This is a genomic window from Streptomyces sp. NPDC028928, from assembly GCF_055564915.1.
Genome location: NZ_JBVHVI010000009.1, coordinates 304,775 through 323,066, shown reverse-complemented (window position 1 = coordinate 323,066; position 18,292 = coordinate 304,775). Strand labels below are relative to the sequence as shown.

Below are 18,292 nucleotides of genomic sequence, written 5' to 3'. Positions count from 1 at the left end.
ACACCCCCCCCAACCCACCCCCCCTCCCCCACCCCCACCCCCCCCTCCCCCCCCCCCCCTCCCCCCCCCCCTCCGCTGTCACCGGACGTTCACTGGAGCGGGCCGGTGACCTTCTCCACGGCCGCCACGAGGTCACCGCCGCGCACGAACGCGTCGGCGGCGGCCAGGTCGGGCGCCAGGAACCGGTCCGGGCCCGGGCCCTGCACGCCCGCGGCCCGTACGGCCTCGATGACCGCCTGGCTGGCGGGCGCCGGGGTGAGGCCCTCGCGCAGTTCGATCGCGCGGGTGGCCGCGTACAGCTCGACGGCGATGATCCGGGTGAGGTTGTCGACGGCGGTGCGCAGCTTGCGCGCGGCCGACCAGCCCATGGAGACGTGGTCCTCCTGCATGGCGGAGGACGGGATGGAGTCCGCGGAGGCCGGTACGGCGAGCCGCTTCATCTCGCTGACCAGCGCGGCCTGCGTGTACTGGGCGATCATCAGGCCGGAGTCCACGCCGGCGTCGTCCGCGAGGAACGGCGGGAGCCCGTGGCTGCGGTTCTTGTCCAGCAGCCGGTCGGTGCGGCGCTCGGCGATGGAGCCGAGGTCGGCGGCGGCGATGGCGAGGAAGTCCAGGACGTAGGCCACGGGCGCGCCGTGGAAGTTGCCGTTGGACTCGACCCGGCCGTCGGGCAGCACGACGGGGTTGTCGACGGCGGAGGCCAGCTCCCGCTCGGCGACCAGGCGGGCGTGCGCGAGGGTGTCCCGTCCGGCGCCGGCGACCTGCGGGGCGCAGCGCACGGAGTAGGCGTCCTGGACGCGGGGCGCGTCGTCCTGGTGGTGCCCGGTGAGCTGCGAACCCTTCAGCACGGCGAGCATGTTGGCGGCGGAGGCACCCTGGCCCGGGTGGGGCCGGATGGCGTGCAGCTCGGGCGCGAGGACCTTGTCCGTGCCGAGCAGCGCCTCCAGGGTGAGGGCGGCGGTGACGTCGGCGGACTTGTACAGCGTGTCCAGGTCGGCGAGGGCCATGACCAGCATGCCGAGCATGCCGTCGGTGCCGTTGAGGAGGGCGAGGCCCTCCTTCTCCCGCAGCTCGACGGGCTGGATCCCGTGCTCGGCGAGCAGTTCACCGGCGGGCCGGACGCGGCCGTCGGGACCCTCCGCCTCCCCTTCCCCCATGAGGGTGAGCGCGCAGTGGGAGAGCGGGGCCAGGTCGCCGGAGCAGCCGAGGGAGCCGTACTCGTGCACGACCGGGGTGATCCCGGCGTTCAGCACGTCGGCCATGGTCTGCGCGACCTCGGGCCGCACACCGGTGTGCCCGGAGCAGACGGTCTTCAGTCGCAGGAACATCAGGGCCCGTACGACCTCGCGCTCCACCCGCGGGCCCATGCCGGCGGCGTGCGAGCGGACGATGTTGCGCTGTAGCTGGGCGCGGAGCTCCTGGCTGATGTGCCGGGTCGCCAGGGCGCCGAAGCCGGTGGAGACGCCGTAGACCGGGTCCGGCTTGGCCGCCAGCGCGTCCACGATCTCCCGGGCCGCCGCGAGGGCCGCCACCGCCTCTGCCGACAGCTCGATGCGGGCACCGCCGCGCGCCACGGCGAGAACGTCGGACGCCGTGACACCGGACGTCCCCACCACCACAGTGTGCATATCCATATTCAGGAGCGTACGCATTGAATGCGGCGATGTCACTACTGGGAACCGGGGGCGACCCTTACCGAACGGTGTGGGCTTCGCCTCACGGCCGGCGCCCGCGGAACCGGCGCCGCTCGGCCCGCGAGGGCGGCGGCTCGTCCGCCAGCCGTACGACCGGATCGTCCGGACCCTCCCGGCCGGCCACCACCGGCCGGTCCAGGCGCAGGGCCTTGGCCCGGTACTGGGCGGCGTCCGCGAGCCGGAACAGCCGGCGGGCGTCCCGCACCTCACCGATCGGGTCCTCGGTCGAGGCGACCCCGCACGCGACACCCTCCCCCAGCTCCAGCTCACCGGCCCGCCGGCACAGTTCGTCCGCCGCCTTCACCACGTCGTCGGCGGGCGGCCCGACCGCCAGCAGACAGAACTCGTCCCCGCCGAGCCGGGCGGCCAGCGCGTTCGGCACCATCGCGCCGCACAGCGACAGCACCGAGCCGAACCGTTCGAGGAGGCGGTCGCCGACGGCGTGCCCGAGGGTGTCGTTGACCCGCTTGAGCCCGTTGAGATCGCACACGACGAGACTGACGACCACACCCTCCGCACGGTGCCGCTCCACCGCCTCGCCCAGGTGCACGTCCACGGCACGGCGGTTGGCGAGCCCGGTCAGGGCGTCGGTGTACGCGAGCCGGCGGGCCTCCTCCAGCCGCTCGGTCTGCGCGATGCCCGCGGCGACGACGGCGGCGAGCACGGTGGCGAAGTCGGCGTCGGCCCGCGCGAAGAGGGGCTCGCCGACCGCGCGCGCCACATACAGCTCGCCCCAGGCCCGGCCGTGCAGGACGACGGGGGCGACGACGCAGCAGCCGCGGCCCCGGCGGCGCAGGGCGGCGACGCGCTGGTGGAAGTAACCCGGGATGCCCTTCGCCGTCCCCTCGGCCGTCTCCACCCAGGCGTTGGGCCCGCCGCCGCCGGCCCACCGCTCGTGCAGGAACTCGGTGATCTCCGGGAACTGGTGCACCGGGTAGGTCTCCGTCTCGGGGAACTCCTCCTCGTCCGGCGCGCGGTCCCCGACGTTCACCAGGACGCGCAGCCGGCCCAGCTCCCGCTCCCACACCGACAGCGCGGCGAAGCTGCCGTCCAGCGCGTGACAGGCGCCGAGGGCGGCGGCCTGCCAGCACTCCCGCGGGGTGTGCGCCGCCGCCATGCCCTGCGCCAGCGCCACGACTGCGGCTAGCCGCTTGTCCTCAGCCATTACTCCAGGTTAGGGAGGAATGGGGGTGTTCGGGGCATTGGTGCGGCGATCAGGTGGAATGTACGGCTGCCGGCTCCGGGTCCCTCCGGGGCGCCGTCTCACTCCCCCGGCCACTGCGGCCTGCGCTTCTCGTTGAACGCCGCCACGCCCTCCGCCCGGTCCCCCGAGAACGCCACCGAGCGCCAGGCCGCGTCCTCGACCTCGAGGCCGGCCCGGAGGTCGAGCCCGTGCCCCAGCCGCAGGGCCCGCTTGGCGGCGCGCAGCCCCACGGGCGAGTTCGCGGCGATCCGCTCCGCGAGCGCGAGCGCCTCCTCACGGTCGCGACCCGCCTCCACCACCCGGTCCACCAGCCCCAGCTCGGCCGCCTCCGCGGCCTCCACCCGCCGCGCCGAGAAGACCAGCTCGGCCGCGCGCGCCGCGCCGACCCGCCGGGGCAGCAACTGGGTGCCGCCGCCGCCCGGGATGACGCCCACGGACACCTCCGGCAGCCCCACCACGGCCGTACCGTCCGCCACGATCAGGTCGCAGGACAGCGCCAGCTCGAACCCGCCGCCCAGCGCGAAGCCGTGCACGGCCGCGATCGTCGGCATCGGCAGCTCCAGCACCCCGGTGTACGCGGCCCGCGCCACCGGCCGCTGCCGTACGAGGTCGGCGTCGGTGAAGGAGTTCCGCTCCTTCAGGTCCGCACCCACGCAGAACGCCCGCTCGTGCGACGAGGTCAGGACGACCACCCGGGCGTCCCGGTCGGCGGCCAGCGCGGCACACGCGCCCGCGAGGGAGCGGGCCATCTCCGTGGAGACGGCGTTCATCGCCTTGGGCCGGTCCAGCACCAGCTCCGCGACGTACCCGTGCCGCCGCACCAGCACGAACTCCCCGAACCGCTCCTCGCTCATGACACCCCTCCGGTTAACGCGGGTTAACTGACCGTCGACCCGATCATCGCAGCCGCACCCCGTCGCGTGAAGTCCGGGGACCTACGCCCGTTCGCCCGTTCGAGTGACATCCCGGCCGTCTCCCCGCACATCGCCCACAGGAGCGCATAGCGTGCGCTCCGCCGCGGCGCCCCGGGCGCGCGGCGGGGAGGGAACCCATGACACCGATACCTGCACAGTCCGGCGCGGAGCAGGACCCCGCGCCGGGGCGTACGCCGGGAGTGCGGCGCGGGCGGCACCGCAAGCCCCGTCCCCGCAAGGTGCTGCTCGCGGCCGGCGGTCTCGCCCTGGCCGCCGGTGTGCTCAGCCTGATCCGGGTCACCCCGGAGTCGGGGGTCGGCGCGTCCGGCACCGCGGAGGCCGAGCCCCGCCTCGACGCGGGCGGCAAGACCCCGGACCGCTCCGGGAACGCCTCGGCCACCCTCGCCGCCGTCCCCACCGCGCTGCCCTCGGCGACCTCGGTCATGGGCGGCCGGAGTCTCGCGCCGACGCCCACCGGATCCCCGGCCCGCACGGCGGCACCGGGCACGGCCACGGCAGCGCCCGGCCACACCGCCGTACCGACCCCCGTACCGGCCGGCACCCCGGACACCCGCGGCACGCCACGGCCCACCCCCACGGCATCCGCCCCGCGTCCGGCCCCGCCGGCACCCGCCCCCACGCCGACCCCCGGCCGCGGCACGGCCGAGCCGGAACCGGGCGGGGTGTGCGTGCCGGTGATCGGCCTGTGCGTGGACGTCCTCGACGGCGACCAGGACGGACCGTCTATGACTGGCCGTCGCGGCGCGTGAGCAGCCACGGCTCGACCACGCCGAGCCCACGCACCGGGCGCTGCCACATCGGCTGGAGCGCGAAGCGGTACACCGGCGGCTCCTCGCCCTCCTTCTCGGCGGCCGCGGCGGCCTCCGCCGCCTCCGCCTCCGAGGCGGGCGCCTCGCCGGTGCGGATCAGCTCCTCGGCGAACGCGGTGTCCACGAGGACGGCGTCGCGCGGCGCTATCGAGGTCAGCCGGGAGGCCAGGTTCACCGTCGTACCGAACACATCGCCCATGCGGGTGGTCACCGTGCCGAACGCCATGCCGACCCGCAGCTCGGGCATCGTCTCGTCGTTCGCCAGCGTCTCCACCAGCCGCAGCGCGATGTCCGCGGCCGTACCCGCGTCGTCCGCCGCGTACAGCACCTCGTCGCCGAGGGTCTTGATGAGCCGGCCGCCGCGCGCGGCCACCAGGTCGGCCGCGGTGGTCTCGAACGCCTCGACCAGCTCGCCCAGCTCCTCCTCCTCCATACGGCGGGTGAGGCGGGTGAAACCGACGAGGTCGGCGAAGCCGACGGCGAGCCGGCGGTCGACCATCTCCTCGTCGTCACCGGTCTGCACGACCCGGCCGGCGGAGGCCGCGAGCTGGCGGCGCCAGACGTAGACCAGGAACTCCTCCAGCTCGGGCAGGAGCAGTTCCACGATCGGGTACGTCACCTCGGTCCGGGTCATGCCCGGCTCCGGCGGCTCGGTCAGCCCCTCCAGGAAGGAATCGATCTGCCACTCCGCCAAACGGGCGGTGGTCTGCCCGGTGGACCGGGCCACCTGCACCGCCATGGCCTCGCTGAGCAGTCCCGCCTCCACCAGACCGGCCAGGCGGCGCAGCGCCAGCACGTCGGCCTCGGTGAGGGCCTTCGCCTGCCCGATGTCCGCGAAGCCCATGGCCCGCCAGAACCGGGACGCCAGCTCCATGGAGACACCGGCGCTGCGGGCGGCCTGGAACGGGGTGTAGCGGCGCTCGGCGCCCAGGATGAGCTGTTCGAGCCGCAGGGCCAGCGGGTCCTCGCCGGTGTCGGGGGCGTGGGGGTCCACCCGGCCGTCCCCGCCAGCGCCGGAGCCCGTGTCGTCGACGGTCACGCCTGCTGCCCTTCCGATCTGCCGCGGTCAGGTATCGACCGGCCTCAACTCTACGGCAGGTGTGCGCCAGCTCACTCCGTCGGGTTCGGCCGACAGCACGCCTGCCGCTCGCAGCCCCCGGGCCCCCGCGTCGGGGTCCGGGGGCGTGCGTCGCCGTACGCACCCGCGGGTCCATCGTGGCCGCTCGCGCGGTTCCCCGCGCCCTTTCGGGGCGCTCGTGGCAGCGCCCACACCGCCGTCTCCCTACGCCGGCCGCAGATGGACGATGTCGCCCGCCCCCACCGGCTCCTGGACCCCCGCCTCCGTGGCGATGATCAACCGGCCGTCCCCGTCCAGCGCCACGGCCTCCCCCACCACCACCCGGTCCCCCGGCAGCTCGGCCCGCACCACGCGTCCGAGGGTCGCGCAGCCCGCGGTGTACGTCTCCTGCAGGCCGCTCACCGAGGGGTCGCCGCCCGCCGCGCGCCAGCGCCCGTACCAGTCCTCCAGCGACCGCAGCACGGCCCGCAGCAGCGGATCCCGGTCCGTGCCCCGCGCCCCGGCCAGCGCGAGCGAACCCGCCTGCGGGACGGGCAGTTCGTCAGCCCGTAGGGTGACGTTGACCCCCACACCGATGACGACCCCGTCGTCCCCGGCCCGCTCGGCGAGGATGCCCCCGGCCTTGCGCTCCTCCCCGCCCACGGTCACCAGCAGGTCGTTCGGCCACTTGAGCGCCGTGTCGACCCCCGCCGCCCGCGCCAGCCCGGTCGCCACCGCCACGCCCGTCAGCAGCGGCAGCCACCCCCAGCGGGCCACCGGCACCTCGGTGGGCTTCAGCAGCACGGAGAAGAAGAGACCCGAGCGCGGCGGTGCCGTCCAGCGGCGGTCCAGGCGGCCCCGGCCGGCCGTCTGCTCCTCCGCCACCAGCACCGCACCCTCGCCGGCCTTCCCGGCACCGGCCAGCGCGGCGAGGTCGGAGTTGGTGGAACCGGTCCGCTGCACGAGCTGGATGTCGCTGTAGAGGCCCCCCTCCCGGACCAGCCCGCGCCGCAGCGCCATGGCATTCAGGGGCGGACGGTCCAGGTCGGACCAGCGGCTGTCGTCTGATGGATTCTGCGGCGTCATGCAAGCCACCCTAGGTGTGGTAAACGACGCACTGCTGATCCGTAGGCCCGCCACTACGCTACGGATGAGTAACCGTCCCCCCTTTTGAGCAGGCAGGGAGCCGCATCCCGATGTCCGAGCCGGAAGAGCGTCACGAGATCCACGAGACCGACATCCACACGACCGCGGGAAAGCTCGCGGATCTCCAGCGCCGCATCCACGAGGCGACGCACGCCGGCTCGGAGCGCGCCGTCGAGAAGCAGCACGCCAAGGGCAAGCTGACGGCCCGTGAGCGCATCGAACTCCTCCTCGACGAGGGGTCGTTCGTCGAGCTGGACGAGTTCGCCCGGCACCGGTCCACCCACTTCGGGCTGGACAAGAACCGCCCGTACGGGGACGGCGTCGTCACCGGGTACGGCACGGTGGACGGCCGGCCCGTCGCCGTCTTCTCGCAGGACTTCACCGTCTTCGGCGGGGCCCTCGGCGAGGTCTACGGCCAGAAGATCGTCAAGGTCATGGACTTCGCGCTGAAGACCGGCTGCCCGGTCATCGGCATCAACGACTCCGGCGGCGCCCGCATCCAGGAGGGCGTGGCCTCCCTCGGCGCCTACGGCGAGATCTTCCGCCGCAACACCCACGCCTCCGGTGTGATCCCGCAGATCAGCCTGGTCGTCGGCCCCTGCGCGGGCGGCGCGGTCTACTCCCCGGCCATCACCGACTTCACGGTCATGGTGGACCAGACCTCGCACATGTTCATCACCGGACCGGACGTCATCAAGACCGTCACCGGCGAGGACGTCGGTTTCGAGGAGCTGGGCGGCGCCCGCACCCACAACGCCACCTCCGGCGTGGCGCACCACATGGCCGGGGACGAGAAGGACGCCATCGAATACGTCAAGCAGCTGCTGTCGTACCTGCCGTCCAACAACCTCTCCGAGCCCCCGGTCTTCCCGGAGGAGGCGGACCTCGCCGTCAGCGACGAGGACCGCGAGCTGGACACGCTCGTCCCGGACAGCGCCAACCAGCCGTACGACATCCGCACGGTGGTCGAGCACGTCCTGGACGACGCCGAGTTCTTCGAGACGCAGGCGCTGTTCGCGCCGAACATCGTCACCGGCTTCGGCCGGGTCGAGGGCCACCCGGTCGGTGTCGTCGCCAACCAGCCGATGCAGTTCGCCGGCTGCCTCGACATCACGGCGAGCGAGAAGGCGGCCCGTTTCGTGCGGACCTGCGACGCCTTCAACATCCCGGTCCTCACCTTCGTGGACGTGCCGGGCTTCCTGCCGGGCGTCGACCAGGAGCACGACGGCATCATCCGGCGCGGCGCCAAGCTGATCTACGCCTACGCCGAGGCCACCGTCCCGCTGATCACCGTCATCACCCGCAAGGCCTTCGGCGGCGCCTACGACGTCATGGGCTCCAAGCACCTGGGCGCCGACCTCAACCTCGCCTGGCCCACCGCCCAGATCGCCGTGATGGGCGCCCAGGGCGCGGTGAACATCCTGCACCGCCGCACCCTCGCGGAGGCCGAGGCGAGCGGCGAGGACGTCGAGGCGGTGCGCGCCCGGCTGATCCAGGAGTACGAGGACACCCTCCTCAACCCCTACGTCGCGGCCGAGCGCGGCTACATCGACGCGGTGATCATGCCGTCCGACACCCGCGCACACATCGTCCGCGGCCTGCGTCAGCTGCGCACCAAGCGGGAATCCCTGCCTCCGAAGAAGCACGGCAACATCCCCCTCTAGGCCCCGCGGACCCTGGGAGCGGTCATGAACATCAAGGTCGTACGAGGCAACCCGACTCCGGAGGAGCTGGCCGCCGCCCTGGCGGTGGTCCGCGCCCGCGCCGCGGCGGCAGCGGCAACGCCGTCCGGCGCGGAGCCCCCGAGGGACGCGTGGTCCGACCCGTCGAGGATCGCGACGGCCCGGGTCCCGAAGCCGGGCCCGTCGTCCTGGACCCGCACCTACTGGCCGAGCTAGGGACGACTGCCTGAAGGGGCGCGGGCAACCGCGCCCGGTGGCACGACACCGGGCGCCAACTTGAGTAGCAGTACTCAGGCGCCCGCCCCCACAAAGCCGCACGCTGGACGAGTGTTGTGGTCAGACCCGGAAAACGAGCCGCCGAAAGAACTGCGCGACGCGCAGAACATGCTTCGGCGGCTCGGCTTCCTCATGGCTCTGGCCATGGTGCTGTTCATGATCGTCAGCGGTCTGAGGTGAGCCGCACGGCGCACCCTGACTAACCTGACGGCATGACTGCCAAACGCCGCAGGCGACTCGTGCTCGCCTCCCAGTCCCCCGCCCGGCTGGCCCTGCTCCGGCAGGCCGGTCTCACCCCCGAGGTGATCGTGAGCGGCGTCGACGAGGACGCCGTCACCGCCCCCACCCCGGCGGAGCTGGCACTCGCCCTGGCCGAGGCCAAGGCGAGCGTCGTGGCGGCCAAGCCGGAGGTGCAGGGCGCCCTGGTGATCGGCTGCGACTCGGTGCTGGAGCTGGACGGCCAGGCGCTCGGCAAGCCGGCCGACGCCGAGGAGGCCACCGCCCGCTGGAAGAGCATGCGCGGGCGGGCCGGTGTACTCCAGACGGGTCACTGTGTGTGGGACACGGAGGCGAAGCGGTACGTGTCGGGGACCGCCTCCACCGTCGTCCGGTTCGGCGAGCCCAGCGACGAGGAGATCGCCGCCTACGTGGCCTCCGGTGAGCCGCTGCACGTCGCCGGCGCGTTCACCCTGGACGGCCGTTCGGCGCCGTTCATCGAGGGCATCGACGGCGACCACGGCAATGTGATCGGCATCAGCCTGCCCCTGATCCGCAAGCTCCTCGCCGAACTGGGCGTCGGCATCACGGAGTTGTGGGCACCGGAACGGTGATCTGGGCGGGGACGGAGTCCTGCGGCTCCTCGTCCCCGTCCTGCGGCTCGTCCGTACGGCTCGCCGGCACCCCCGCGCCGGCGGGCGCCGCGCCCGGCTCCGGCTTCGCGGCCGGGTCGCCTCCCTGCCCCGGCACACCGCCGCCGGGTGCCGTTCCTTCCGCACCACCCACACGGTCGTACGTCATCAGGAGCAGCACGATCAGCCCGAGGACGACCACCATGAACAGGAACGCCGTCCAGCCGACCAGGCCCCAGGCGAACGCGCCGAGCAGGCCGTGCACCACGGCGGCGCTGATCAGCAGGACGCGGCCGAGGCCGGCCGGGGCGCGGTCGCGTACCGCGACGAGCACGGCCACCAGCGCGCACAGCGCGAAGTAGAGGCCGAAGACCACTCCGCCGATCTTCGAGGACGTCGCCATGACGTCCGGGTCGAGGCCGGCCAGGGACATGTCCTGCCGGTCCACGACCACTCCGAGGAACCAGTTCACCGCGGCGATGAAGACGGCCTCCGCCAGGAGGACGACCGCCACGACCCATGCCACCGGTCTGCGCACCACCGGGCCCCACCCACTCTCACACCGACAGCCTGTTACCTCAGGTACGTTCGAGACAGCGCGAACGCTACTAACGGGTAAACCGGGGGACAAGGGTTCGGGCCGGAGCAAAGAATCATTGGGCCATTCGTAGGGACTCGACAAAGAAACAGAGTGGGCCGCAGCACGCCCTCACAGAGACCTTGGCCACATGGCAGGGCTAGGGTTTTCCGAAGGAGTCCTGCGTACCGAGGTGCGACATGGGCTTTCGCGGGTCGAGCGAGCCTCGCATCACGCTCCGTGTGGGCAAGCTCACCACTGGGGACGGGTCGAAGTGCCGTGTCGGCAGTCCCTAAACTCGGCTTGTTTCAAGGAGGGAGCCTCAATCGTGCGCAAGGTGCTCATCGCCAACCGTGGCGAAATCGCTGTCCGCGTGGCCCGGGCCTGCCGGGACGCCGGGATCGCGAGCGTGGCCGTCTACGCCGACCCGGACCGGGACGCTCTGCATGTCCGCGCCGCGGATGAGGCGTTCGCCCTGGGCGGTGACACCCCGGCGACCAGCTACCTGGTCATCGACAAGATCCTCAACGCCGCCCGTGAGTCCGGTGCGGACGCCGTCCATCCGGGGTACGGCTTCCTCTCGGAGAACGCCGACTTCGCCCAGGCGGTCCTGGACGCGGGCCTGATCTGGATCGGCCCGCCCCCGCAGGCCATCCGCGACCTGGGTGACAAGGTCGCCGCCCGGCACATCGCCCAGCGCGCCGGCGCCCCGCTGGTGGCCGGCACCCCCGACCCCGTGAGCGGTGCGGAGGAGGTCGTGGCCTTCGCCCAGGAGCACGGCCTGCCGATCGCGATCAAGGCCGCCTTCGGTGGTGGCGGGCGCGGTCTGAAGGTCGCCCGGACCCTCGACGAGGTCCCCGAGCTGTACGAGTCGGCGGTGCGTGAGGCGGTGGCCGCGTTCGGCCGCGGTGAGTGCTTCGTGGAGCGCTACCTGGACCGCCCCCGGCACGTGGAGACCCAGTGCCTGGCCGACAAGCACGGCAACGTGGTCGTCGTCTCCACGCGTGACTGCTCGCTGCAGCGCCGCCACCAGAAGCTGGTGGAGGAGGCCCCGGCGCCGTTCCTGTCCGAGGAGCAGGTCGCCGAGCTGTACCGGGCCTCGAAGGCCATCCTGAAGGAGGCCGGCTACGAGGGCGCCGGCACCTGTGAGTTCCTCGTCGGCCAGGACGGCACGATCTCCTTCCTGGAGGTCAACACCCGCCTGCAGGTCGAGCACCCGGTGACCGAGGAGGTCGCCGGCATCGACCTGGTCCGCGAGATGTTCCGTATCGCCGACGGCGAGGAGCTGGGCTACGGCGACCCCGTGCTGCGCGGTCACTCCTTCGAGTTCCGTATCAACGGCGAGGATCCGGGCCGTAACTTCCTCCCCGCGCCCGGCACGGTCACGAAGTTCGACGCGCCGTCCGGTCCCGGTGTCCGCCTGGACGCGGGCGTGGAGTCCGGCAGCGTCATCGGTCCGGCCTGGGACTCGCTGCTGGCCAAGCTGATCGTGACCGGCCGTACCCGCAAGGAGGCCCTGGAGCGGGCCGCCCGTGCGCTGGAGGAGTTCCAGGTCGAGGGCATGGCCACCGCGATCCCGTTCCACCGCGCGGTGGTGAAGGACCCGGCGTTCGCCCCCGAACTGACCGGCTCCAGCGACCCCTTCACGGTCCACACCCGCTGGATCGAGACCGAGTTCGTCAACGACATCAAGCCCTTCGCCGCCCCGGCCGACGCCGAGGCGGAGGAGGAGCTGGGCCGCGAGACGGTCGTCGTCGAGGTCGGCGGCAAGCGCCTGGAGGTCTCCCTCCCGGCGTCCCTGGGCATGAGCCTGGCCCGCACGGGCCTCGCGGCCGGCGCCAAGCCGAAGCGCCGTGCGGCGAAGAAGTCCGGCCCGGTCGCCTCCGGCGACACCCTCGCCTCGCCGATGCAGGGCACGATCGTGAAGATCGCCGTCGAGGAGGGCCAGGAGGTCCAGGAGGGCGACCTGATCGTCGTCCTGGAAGCCATGAAGATGGAACAGCCCCTCAACGCCCACAAGGCGGGCACCATCAAGGGCCTGACCGCCGAGGTCGGCGCGTCCATCACCTCGGGCGCCGCGATCTGCGAGATCAAGGACTGACGGCACGCTGGACCGTGACGCCCGGTGGACCAACCTCGGTTGGCCTGCCGGGCGTCGCCCTTTGTCGGAGGCTCGGGGGGCGACTCGAGTCCGATCAGGCCCCCGCCCCCTCAGCGGCGCCGCAGATCAGCGACCCGCCCCCGCTCGGCCCCCGTCGGCTCCCCCAACGCCCCCGACCGGAGCGCCATGCCCCTCCTCGGCCCCGGGAGCGGAGCGCGACGCGCCGGGGCCTGCTCACCCCCCGGAGAGGCTCCGTTCGCCCCCGTCACGGCGATCTGCACCCCTTGGTCGGCGAGCGCCTGCAACTCCGTGGCGGCGCGGTCGTCGTGGGCGGGCGGCTCGTCGGTGACCAGACGGGTGATGAGGTCCGTCGGCACGGTCTGGAACATCGTGTCCGTGCCGAGCTTGGTGTGGTCGGCGAGGACCACGACCTCCGCGGCGGCCTGGACGAGGGCCCGGTCGACGGATGCCGAGAGCATGTTGGAGGTGGACAGGCCCCGTTCGGCCGTCAGGCCGCTTCCGGAGAGGAAGGCCTTCGACACGCGCAGGCCCTGGAGGGACTGTTCGGCGCCGGAGCCGACGAGGGCGTAGTTGGAGCCGCGCAGGGTGCCTCCGGTCATCACGACCTCCACCCGGTTGGCGTGGGCGAGCGCCTGGGCCACCAGGAGGGAGTTGGTGACGACCGTGAGACCCGGCACGCGCGCGAGGCGGCGGGCCAGCTCCTGCGTGGTCGTACCGGCCCCCACCACGATCGCCTCGCCTTCTTCGACGAGGCCCGCGGCGAGGTCGGCGATGGCCGTCTTCTCGGCGGTCGCGAGATGAGACTTCTGCGGAAAGCCGGACTCCCGCGTGAACCCGCCCGGCAGTACCGCACCGCCGTGCCGGCGGTCGAGGAGTCCTTCTGCCTCCAGCGCGCGCACGTCCCGCCGTACGGTCACTTCGGAGGTCTGGACGACGCGGGCGAGCTCACGGAGCGACACGGCACCGTTCGCTCGCACCATTTCGAGGATCAATTGGCGACGTTCAGCAGCGAACACGAAACTGACAGTAACCCCAGCGACCGTCTGCTTTCAGCAGTTTGCGCCGAATAACAGAAGTTGTTCGCATGGTGGGGCGGGAAGTGATATAAGCCCCGCCCGCCCCGACTATGCCGCCCGCACACGCCACAACTCCCCGTGACCAGCGGGAAGTCGGCCGGGCCCGTCAGCCCTCCGCGCTCGCCTTGCGCGTGTGCAGCTGCCGGGCGACCTCCGCGATCGACCCCGAAAGGGAGGGGTACACCGTGAAGGCGTTCGCGATCTGTTCGACCGTCAGATTGTTGTCGACGGCGATCGAGATGGGGTGGATCAGTTCCGAGGCGCGGGGGGCCACCACCACACCGCCGACGACGATCCCGGTGCCCGGCCGGCAGAAGATCTTCACGAAGCCGTCCCGGATGCCCTGCATCTTGGCGCGCGGGTTGCGCAGCAGCGGGAGCTTGACGACCCGGGCGTCGATCTTGCCCGCGTCCACGTCGGCCTGCGTGTAGCCGACGGTGGCGATCTCGGGGTCGGTGAAGACGTTGGAGGAGACCGTCTTGAGGTTCAGCGGGGCCACCGCGTCGCCGAGGAAGTGGTACATGGCGATGCGCCCCTGCATGGCGGCGACGGACGCGAGGGCGAAGACGCCGGTCACGTCACCGGCGGCGTAGACGCCGGGCGCGGTCGTCCGGGACACCTTGTCGGTCCAGATGTGGCCCGACTCGCGCAGCTTGACGCCGGCCTCCTCCAGGCCGAGGCCCGCGCTGTTCGGGATGGCGCCGACGGCCATCAGGCAGTGGGAGCCGGTGATGACCCGGCCGTCGGCCAGCGTGACCTCGACCCGGTCGCCGACGCGCTTGGCGGACTGCGCGCGGGAGCGGGCCATGACGTTCATGCCACGGCGCCGGAAGACGTCCTCCAGCACGACGGCGGCGTCCGGGTCCTCGCCGGGCAGCACCCGGTCGCGGGAGGACACGAGGGTCACCTTCGAACCGAGCGCCTGGTAGGCACCGGCGAACTCGGCACCGGTCACACCGGAGCCGACCACGATCAGCTCTTCGGGCAGCTCGGTGAGGTCGTAGACCTGGGTCCAGTTCAGGATGCGCTCGCCGTCGGGCTGGGCGTCGGGCAGCTCGCGCGGGTGGCCGCCGGTGGCGATGAGGACGGCGTCGGCGGTGAGGGTCTCCTCGGTGCCGTCGGCGGCGGTGACGACGACCTTGCGGGAGCCGTCCAGGGCCTGCATGCCGTCCAGCCGGCCGCGTCCGCGCATGACCCGGGCGCCGGCGCGCGTCACGGAGGCGGTGATGTCGTGCGACTGGGCGAGCGCGAGGCGCTTCACCCGGCGGTTGACCTTGCCGAGGTCCACACCGACGACCCGGGCCGCCTGCTCCAGCGGCGGGGTGTCGTCGGCGACGATGATCCCCAGCTCCTCGTAGGAGGAGTCGAAGGTGGTCATCACCTCGGCCGTAGCGATAAGGGTCTTCGACGGCACGCAGTCGGTCAGCACCGACGCTCCGCCCAGACCGTCGCAGTCGACGACGGTCACCTCCGCGCCGAGCTGGGCGGCCACCAGGGCCGCCTCGTATCCGCCGGGTCCGCCACCGATGATCACGATCCGAGTCACGTACTCCATTGTCCCGCACGCCTCAAGGTGCTACTGCCCGGGGGCGCCACCGGGTCACTCCTGGGGCGCCCGAGGCCTGCGGGGCGCCTGCCGTACCCTCTCCCCATGTCGCTCTATGCCGCGTACGCCGGCAACCTCGACGCGCGCCTGATGTCCCGCCGCGCCCCGCACTCCCCGCTGCGCGCCACCGGCTGGCTGAACGGCTGGCGGCTGACCTTCGGCGGCGAGCAGCTGGGCTGGGAGGGCGCGCTGGCGACGATCGTCGAGGACCCGCTGGCCGAGGTCTTCGTCGGCCTGTACGACATCGCGCCCATGGACGAGGAGTCGCTCGACCGGTGGGAGGGCGTGGGCCTCGGCATCTACCGCCGGGTACGCGTGCGCGTGCACACGCTGGACGGTGAGGAGTCGGCCTGGGCGTACGTCCTCGACGGCTACGAGGGCGGTCTGCCGTCGGCGCGCTACCTGGGCGAGATCGCCGACGCGGCGGAGTCGGCCGGGGCCCCGCACGACTATGTGATGGAACTCCGCAAGCGCCCCTGCTGAGCCGGCGCCCCCCGCCTCACCTCGCTCTTCGCCGCCGTTTGTGGAAACCGACAAGATGACGGATCCAAACCCGTGGGCTCTGTCATCTACGCGCGTAGGCGAAGACCGGTTACCCTCATCGGCGTGAACGCATCTCTTCTTCCGGACGACATCCAGGGCGACCCCTACGCCGCCGCCGACGCCGCCGCCGCGCGCCTGCGCGCCCTCACCGGCGCCGAGACCCACGACGTCGCCCTCGTGATGGGCTCCGGCTGGGCTCCGGCCGTGGACGCCCTGGGCGCACCCGACGCCGAGTTCCAGGTCACCGAGCTGCCCGGCTTCCCGCCGCCGGCCGTCGAGGGGCACGGCGGCAAGATCCGCTCGTACGCCTTCGGTGACAAGCGCGCCCTGGTCTTCCTGGGCCGCACGCACTACTACGAGGGCCGCGGCGTGGCCGCCGTCGCCCACGGCGTGCGTACGGCCGTGGCCGCGGGCTGCAAGACGATCGTGCTGACCAACGGCTGCGGCGGCCTGCGCGAGGGCATGCGCCCCGGCCAGCCGGTCCTCATCAGCGACCACATCAACCTGACGGCGACCTCCCCCATCGTCGGCGCCAACTTCGTCGACCTGACGGACCTGTACTCCCCGCGTCTGCGCGCCCTGTGCAAGGAGATCGACCCCACGCTGGAGGAGGGCGTCTACGCCCAGTTCCCCGGCCCGCACTACGAGACCCCGGCCGAGATCCGCATGGCCCGCGTCATCGGCGCGGACCTCGTCGGCATGTCCACGGTCCTCGAAGCCATCGCCGCCCGCGAGGCCGGCGCCGAGGTCCTGGGCATCTCCCTGGTCACCAACCTCGCCGCGGGCATGACCGGTGAACCCCTCAACCACGAGGAGGTCCTCCAGGCAGGCCGCGACTCGGCGGCGCGGATGGGGCAGCTGCTGGCGCAGGTGCTGGAGAAGCTGTAAGCGACTCAGGCGCTGCCGCGCCGGTGACGGGACCCCTGGGGGCGGCGCCCCCGGGGGACCAGGCAAACACGGAGAGGTTGATCCCAAGGTGCACGACGATCTCATCGCCCGGGCCGAGGAATGGCTCGCCGAGGACCCGGACACGGAGACCCGTGACGAACTCGCCAAGCTGATCGAGGCGGGCGACACGAACGAACTGTCGGCCCGTTTCAGCGGCACGCTCCAGTTCGGCACGGCCGGCCTGCGCGGCGAGCTGGGCGCGGGCCCGATGCGCATGAACCGCAGCGTCGTCATCCGCGCCGCGGCCGGCCTCGCCGCGTACCTGAAGAAGAACGGGACCCCCCACGGGGACGACACCGCCGGCCTCGTCGTCATTGGCTACGACGCCCGCCACAAGTCCGCCGACTTCGCCCGGGACACCGCCGCCGTGATGACCGGCGCCGGACTGCGCGCGGCCGTACTCCCCCGCCCGCTGCCCACGCCCGTCCTGGCCTTCGCCATACGGCACCTCGGCGCGGTCGCGGGCGTGGAGGTCACCGCCAGCCACAACCCGCCCCGCGACAACGGCTACAAGGTCTACCTCGGCGACGGCTCCCAGATCGTGCCGCCCGCCGACGCGGAGATCGCCGCCGAGATCGACGCGATCGCCTCCCTGCACGACGTACCCCGCCCGGAGAGCGGCTGGGAGATCCTGGACGAGTCGGTCCTGGACGCCTACCTCGCCCGCACGGACGCCGTCCTGGACCCCGCCTCCCCGCGCACCGCGCGCACGGTCTACACGGCGATGCACGGCGTCGGCAAGGACGTCCTGCTGGCCGCGTTCGCCCGCGCCGGCTTCCCCGAGCCGGTGCTGGTCGCCGAGCAGGCCGAGCCGGACCCGGACTTCCCGACGGTCGCCTTCCCGAACCCGGAGGAACCGGGCGCTATGGACCTGGCGTTCGCGCGGGCCCGCACCACCGACCCGGACCTGGTCATCGCCAACGACCCCGACGCCGACCGCTGCGCCGTGGCCGTGAAGGACGGCGGCGACTGGCGCATGCTCCGCGGTGACGAGGTCGGCGCCCTGCTCGCCGCCCACCTGGTCCGCCGTGGCGCCCAGGGCACCTTCGCCGAGTCGATCGTCTCCTCATCCCTGCTCGGCCGGATCGCCGAGAAGGCGGGCCTGCCGTACGAGGAGACCCTGACCGGCTTCAAGTGGATCGCCCGCGTCGACGGCCTGCGCTACGGCTACGAGGAGGCCCTCGGCTACTGCGTGGACCCCGAGGGCGTGCGCGACAAGGACGGCATCACCGCCGCGCTGCTGATCACCGAGCTGGCGTCCGTGCTGAAGGAGGAGGGCCGTACCCTCCTCGACCTGCTCGACGACCTCGCCGTGGAACACGGTCTGCACGCCACCGACCAGCTGTCGGTGCGCGTGAAGGACCTCTCCCTGATCGCGGACGCGATGCGCCGGCTGCGCGAGCAGCCGCCGACCGAGCTGGCCGGTCTGCCCATCGTCCGGGCCGAGGACCTGACCCGGGGCACGGACACGCTGCCGCCCACGGACGGCCTGCGCTACACGCTCGACGGCGCCCGGGTCATCGTCCGCCCCAGCGGCACCGAGCCGAAGCTGAAGTGCTACCTGGAGGTCGTCGTACCGGTCTCCGCGCACGACGCCCTCCCGGCCGCCCGTGCCCGCGCGACCGAACTGCTGACGGCCGTCAAGCACGACCTGTCGGCGGCTGCGGGTATCTGACCCCCGGGGCCCTGCTGCCCTTCCTCGGGCAGGAGCAGCAGGGCCACCGCCCAGCCGGCCGCAGGCAGGGATCGCGCCACAGAGCGACGATCCC

General features: G+C 72.8%; 17 protein-coding genes. 9 read left to right on the top strand and 8 right to left on the bottom strand.

The window, feature by feature from the left end:
• Window positions 1-89 precede the first annotated feature (89 nt).
• From hutH to ACZ4U1_RS23350, 3 genes are all read right to left on the bottom strand, one after another.
• Window positions 90-1,628, bottom strand: coding sequence for a histidine ammonia-lyase (gene hutH / locus ACZ4U1_RS23360; protein ID WP_467905726.1), 1,539 nt, complete (start codon window positions 1,626-1,628; stop codon window positions 90-92).
• An 88-nt stretch (window positions 1,629-1,716) separates the two neighbouring features.
• Entirely contained in the window at window positions 1,717-2,859 is a 1,143-nt protein-coding gene (locus ACZ4U1_RS23355) for a GGDEF domain-containing protein (protein WP_467905630.1), read from the bottom strand.
• 98 nt (window positions 2,860-2,957) lie between these two features.
• The gene (locus tag ACZ4U1_RS23350) at window positions 2,958-3,752 is read right to left on the bottom strand and encodes an enoyl-CoA hydratase/isomerase family protein (protein WP_467905629.1); all 795 of its coding nucleotides are present in this window, start codon (window positions 3,750-3,752) and stop codon (window positions 2,958-2,960) included.
• Window positions 3,753-3,949: 197 nt separating this feature from the next.
• Here ACZ4U1_RS23350 and ACZ4U1_RS23345 point away from each other — a divergent pair, with 197 nt between their 5' ends.
• Window positions 3,950-4,582 (top strand): hypothetical protein, encoded by a 633-nt coding sequence (locus ACZ4U1_RS23345; RefSeq protein ID WP_467905627.1) that lies wholly within the window; start codon window positions 3,950-3,952, stop codon window positions 4,580-4,582.
• On the opposite strand, the gene ACZ4U1_RS23340 is transcribed toward ACZ4U1_RS23345, so the two are convergent.
• Together ACZ4U1_RS23340 and ACZ4U1_RS23335 are read right to left on the bottom strand one after the other, a co-directional pair.
• Entirely contained in the window at window positions 4,557-5,681 is a 1,125-nt protein-coding gene (locus ACZ4U1_RS23340) for an adenylate/guanylate cyclase domain-containing protein (RefSeq protein ID WP_467905626.1), read from the bottom strand. The genes ACZ4U1_RS23345 and ACZ4U1_RS23340 overlap by 26 nt on opposite strands.
• A 243-nt stretch (window positions 5,682-5,924) precedes the next feature.
• Window positions 5,925-6,785 carry a biotin--[acetyl-CoA-carboxylase] ligase gene (locus ACZ4U1_RS23335; RefSeq protein WP_467905624.1) on the bottom strand — a complete coding sequence of 287 codons (861 nt, stop codon included), beginning with the start codon at window positions 6,783-6,785 and terminating at the stop codon, window positions 5,925-5,927.
• 110 nt (window positions 6,786-6,895) lie between these two features.
• Between ACZ4U1_RS23335 and ACZ4U1_RS23330 the strand changes: the two genes are divergently transcribed.
• The 4 genes from ACZ4U1_RS23330 to ACZ4U1_RS23315 all read left to right on the top strand — a co-directional run bounded on the left by ACZ4U1_RS23330 (window position 6,896) and on the right by ACZ4U1_RS23315 (window position 9,633).
• Window positions 6,896-8,509, top strand: coding sequence for an acyl-CoA carboxylase subunit beta (locus tag ACZ4U1_RS23330; RefSeq protein ID WP_467905622.1), 1,614 nt, complete (start codon window positions 6,896-6,898; stop codon window positions 8,507-8,509).
• A gap of 24 nt (window positions 8,510-8,533) precedes the next feature.
• The gene (locus ACZ4U1_RS23325) at window positions 8,534-8,743 is read left to right on the top strand and encodes an acyl-CoA carboxylase epsilon subunit (RefSeq protein WP_467905621.1); all 210 of its coding nucleotides are present in this window, start codon (window positions 8,534-8,536) and stop codon (window positions 8,741-8,743) included.
• A 111-nt stretch (window positions 8,744-8,854) separates the two neighbouring features.
• The gene (mmpB, locus tag ACZ4U1_RS23320) at window positions 8,855-8,983 is read left to right on the top strand and encodes a morphogenic membrane protein MmpB (RefSeq protein ID WP_256464680.1); all 129 of its coding nucleotides are present in this window, start codon (window positions 8,855-8,857) and stop codon (window positions 8,981-8,983) included.
• A 32-nt stretch (window positions 8,984-9,015) separates the two neighbouring features.
• Window positions 9,016-9,633, top strand: a complete 618-nt coding sequence (locus ACZ4U1_RS23315) for a Maf family protein (protein WP_467905620.1) — start codon at window positions 9,016-9,018, stop codon at window positions 9,631-9,633.
• On the opposite strand, the gene ACZ4U1_RS23310 is transcribed toward ACZ4U1_RS23315, so the two are convergent.
• Entirely contained in the window at window positions 9,605-10,192 is a 588-nt protein-coding gene (locus ACZ4U1_RS23310) for a hypothetical protein (protein WP_467905619.1), read from the bottom strand. The two genes, ACZ4U1_RS23315 and ACZ4U1_RS23310, sit on opposite strands and share 29 nt — an antisense overlap.
• Before the next feature lie 364 nt (window positions 10,193-10,556).
• On the opposite strand from ACZ4U1_RS23310, the gene ACZ4U1_RS23305 reads away from it, so the two are divergent.
• Window positions 10,557-12,329: an acetyl/propionyl/methylcrotonyl-CoA carboxylase subunit alpha gene (locus ACZ4U1_RS23305; protein WP_467905618.1), complete on the top strand. Its 1,773-nt coding sequence runs from the start codon at window positions 10,557-10,559 to the stop codon at window positions 12,327-12,329.
• 110 nt (window positions 12,330-12,439) lie between these two features.
• Here ACZ4U1_RS23305 and ACZ4U1_RS23300 read toward each other — a convergent pair whose 3' ends face one another.
• Both ACZ4U1_RS23300 and ACZ4U1_RS23295 read right to left on the bottom strand, forming a co-directional pair.
• Window positions 12,440-13,366, bottom strand: coding sequence for a DeoR/GlpR family DNA-binding transcription regulator (locus ACZ4U1_RS23300; RefSeq protein WP_467905617.1), 927 nt, complete (start codon window positions 13,364-13,366; stop codon window positions 12,440-12,442).
• A 166-nt stretch (window positions 13,367-13,532) separates the two neighbouring features.
• A complete protein-coding gene (locus ACZ4U1_RS23295; RefSeq protein WP_467905616.1) occupies window positions 13,533-14,981 on the bottom strand; it encodes an NAD(P)H-quinone dehydrogenase in 1,449 nt (482 codons plus the stop codon).
• 96 nt (window positions 14,982-15,077) lie between these two features.
• Between ACZ4U1_RS23295 and ACZ4U1_RS23290 the strand changes: the two genes are divergently transcribed.
• The 3 genes from ACZ4U1_RS23290 (at window position 15,078) to ACZ4U1_RS23280 (ending at window position 18,198) form a co-directional block, all read left to right on the top strand.
• Window positions 15,078-15,515, top strand: coding sequence for a gamma-glutamylcyclotransferase family protein (locus ACZ4U1_RS23290; RefSeq protein WP_356151201.1), 438 nt, complete (start codon window positions 15,078-15,080; stop codon window positions 15,513-15,515).
• Between the two features lie 123 nt (window positions 15,516-15,638).
• Window positions 15,639-16,463: a purine-nucleoside phosphorylase gene (locus ACZ4U1_RS23285; RefSeq protein WP_467905614.1), complete on the top strand. Its 825-nt coding sequence runs from the start codon at window positions 15,639-15,641 to the stop codon at window positions 16,461-16,463.
• Window positions 16,464-16,551: 88 nt separating this feature from the next.
• Window positions 16,552-18,198, top strand: a complete 1,647-nt coding sequence (locus tag ACZ4U1_RS23280; RefSeq protein WP_467905613.1) for a phospho-sugar mutase — start codon at window positions 16,552-16,554, stop codon at window positions 18,196-18,198.
• The last annotated feature ends 94 nt before the right edge of the window (window positions 18,199-18,292 follow it).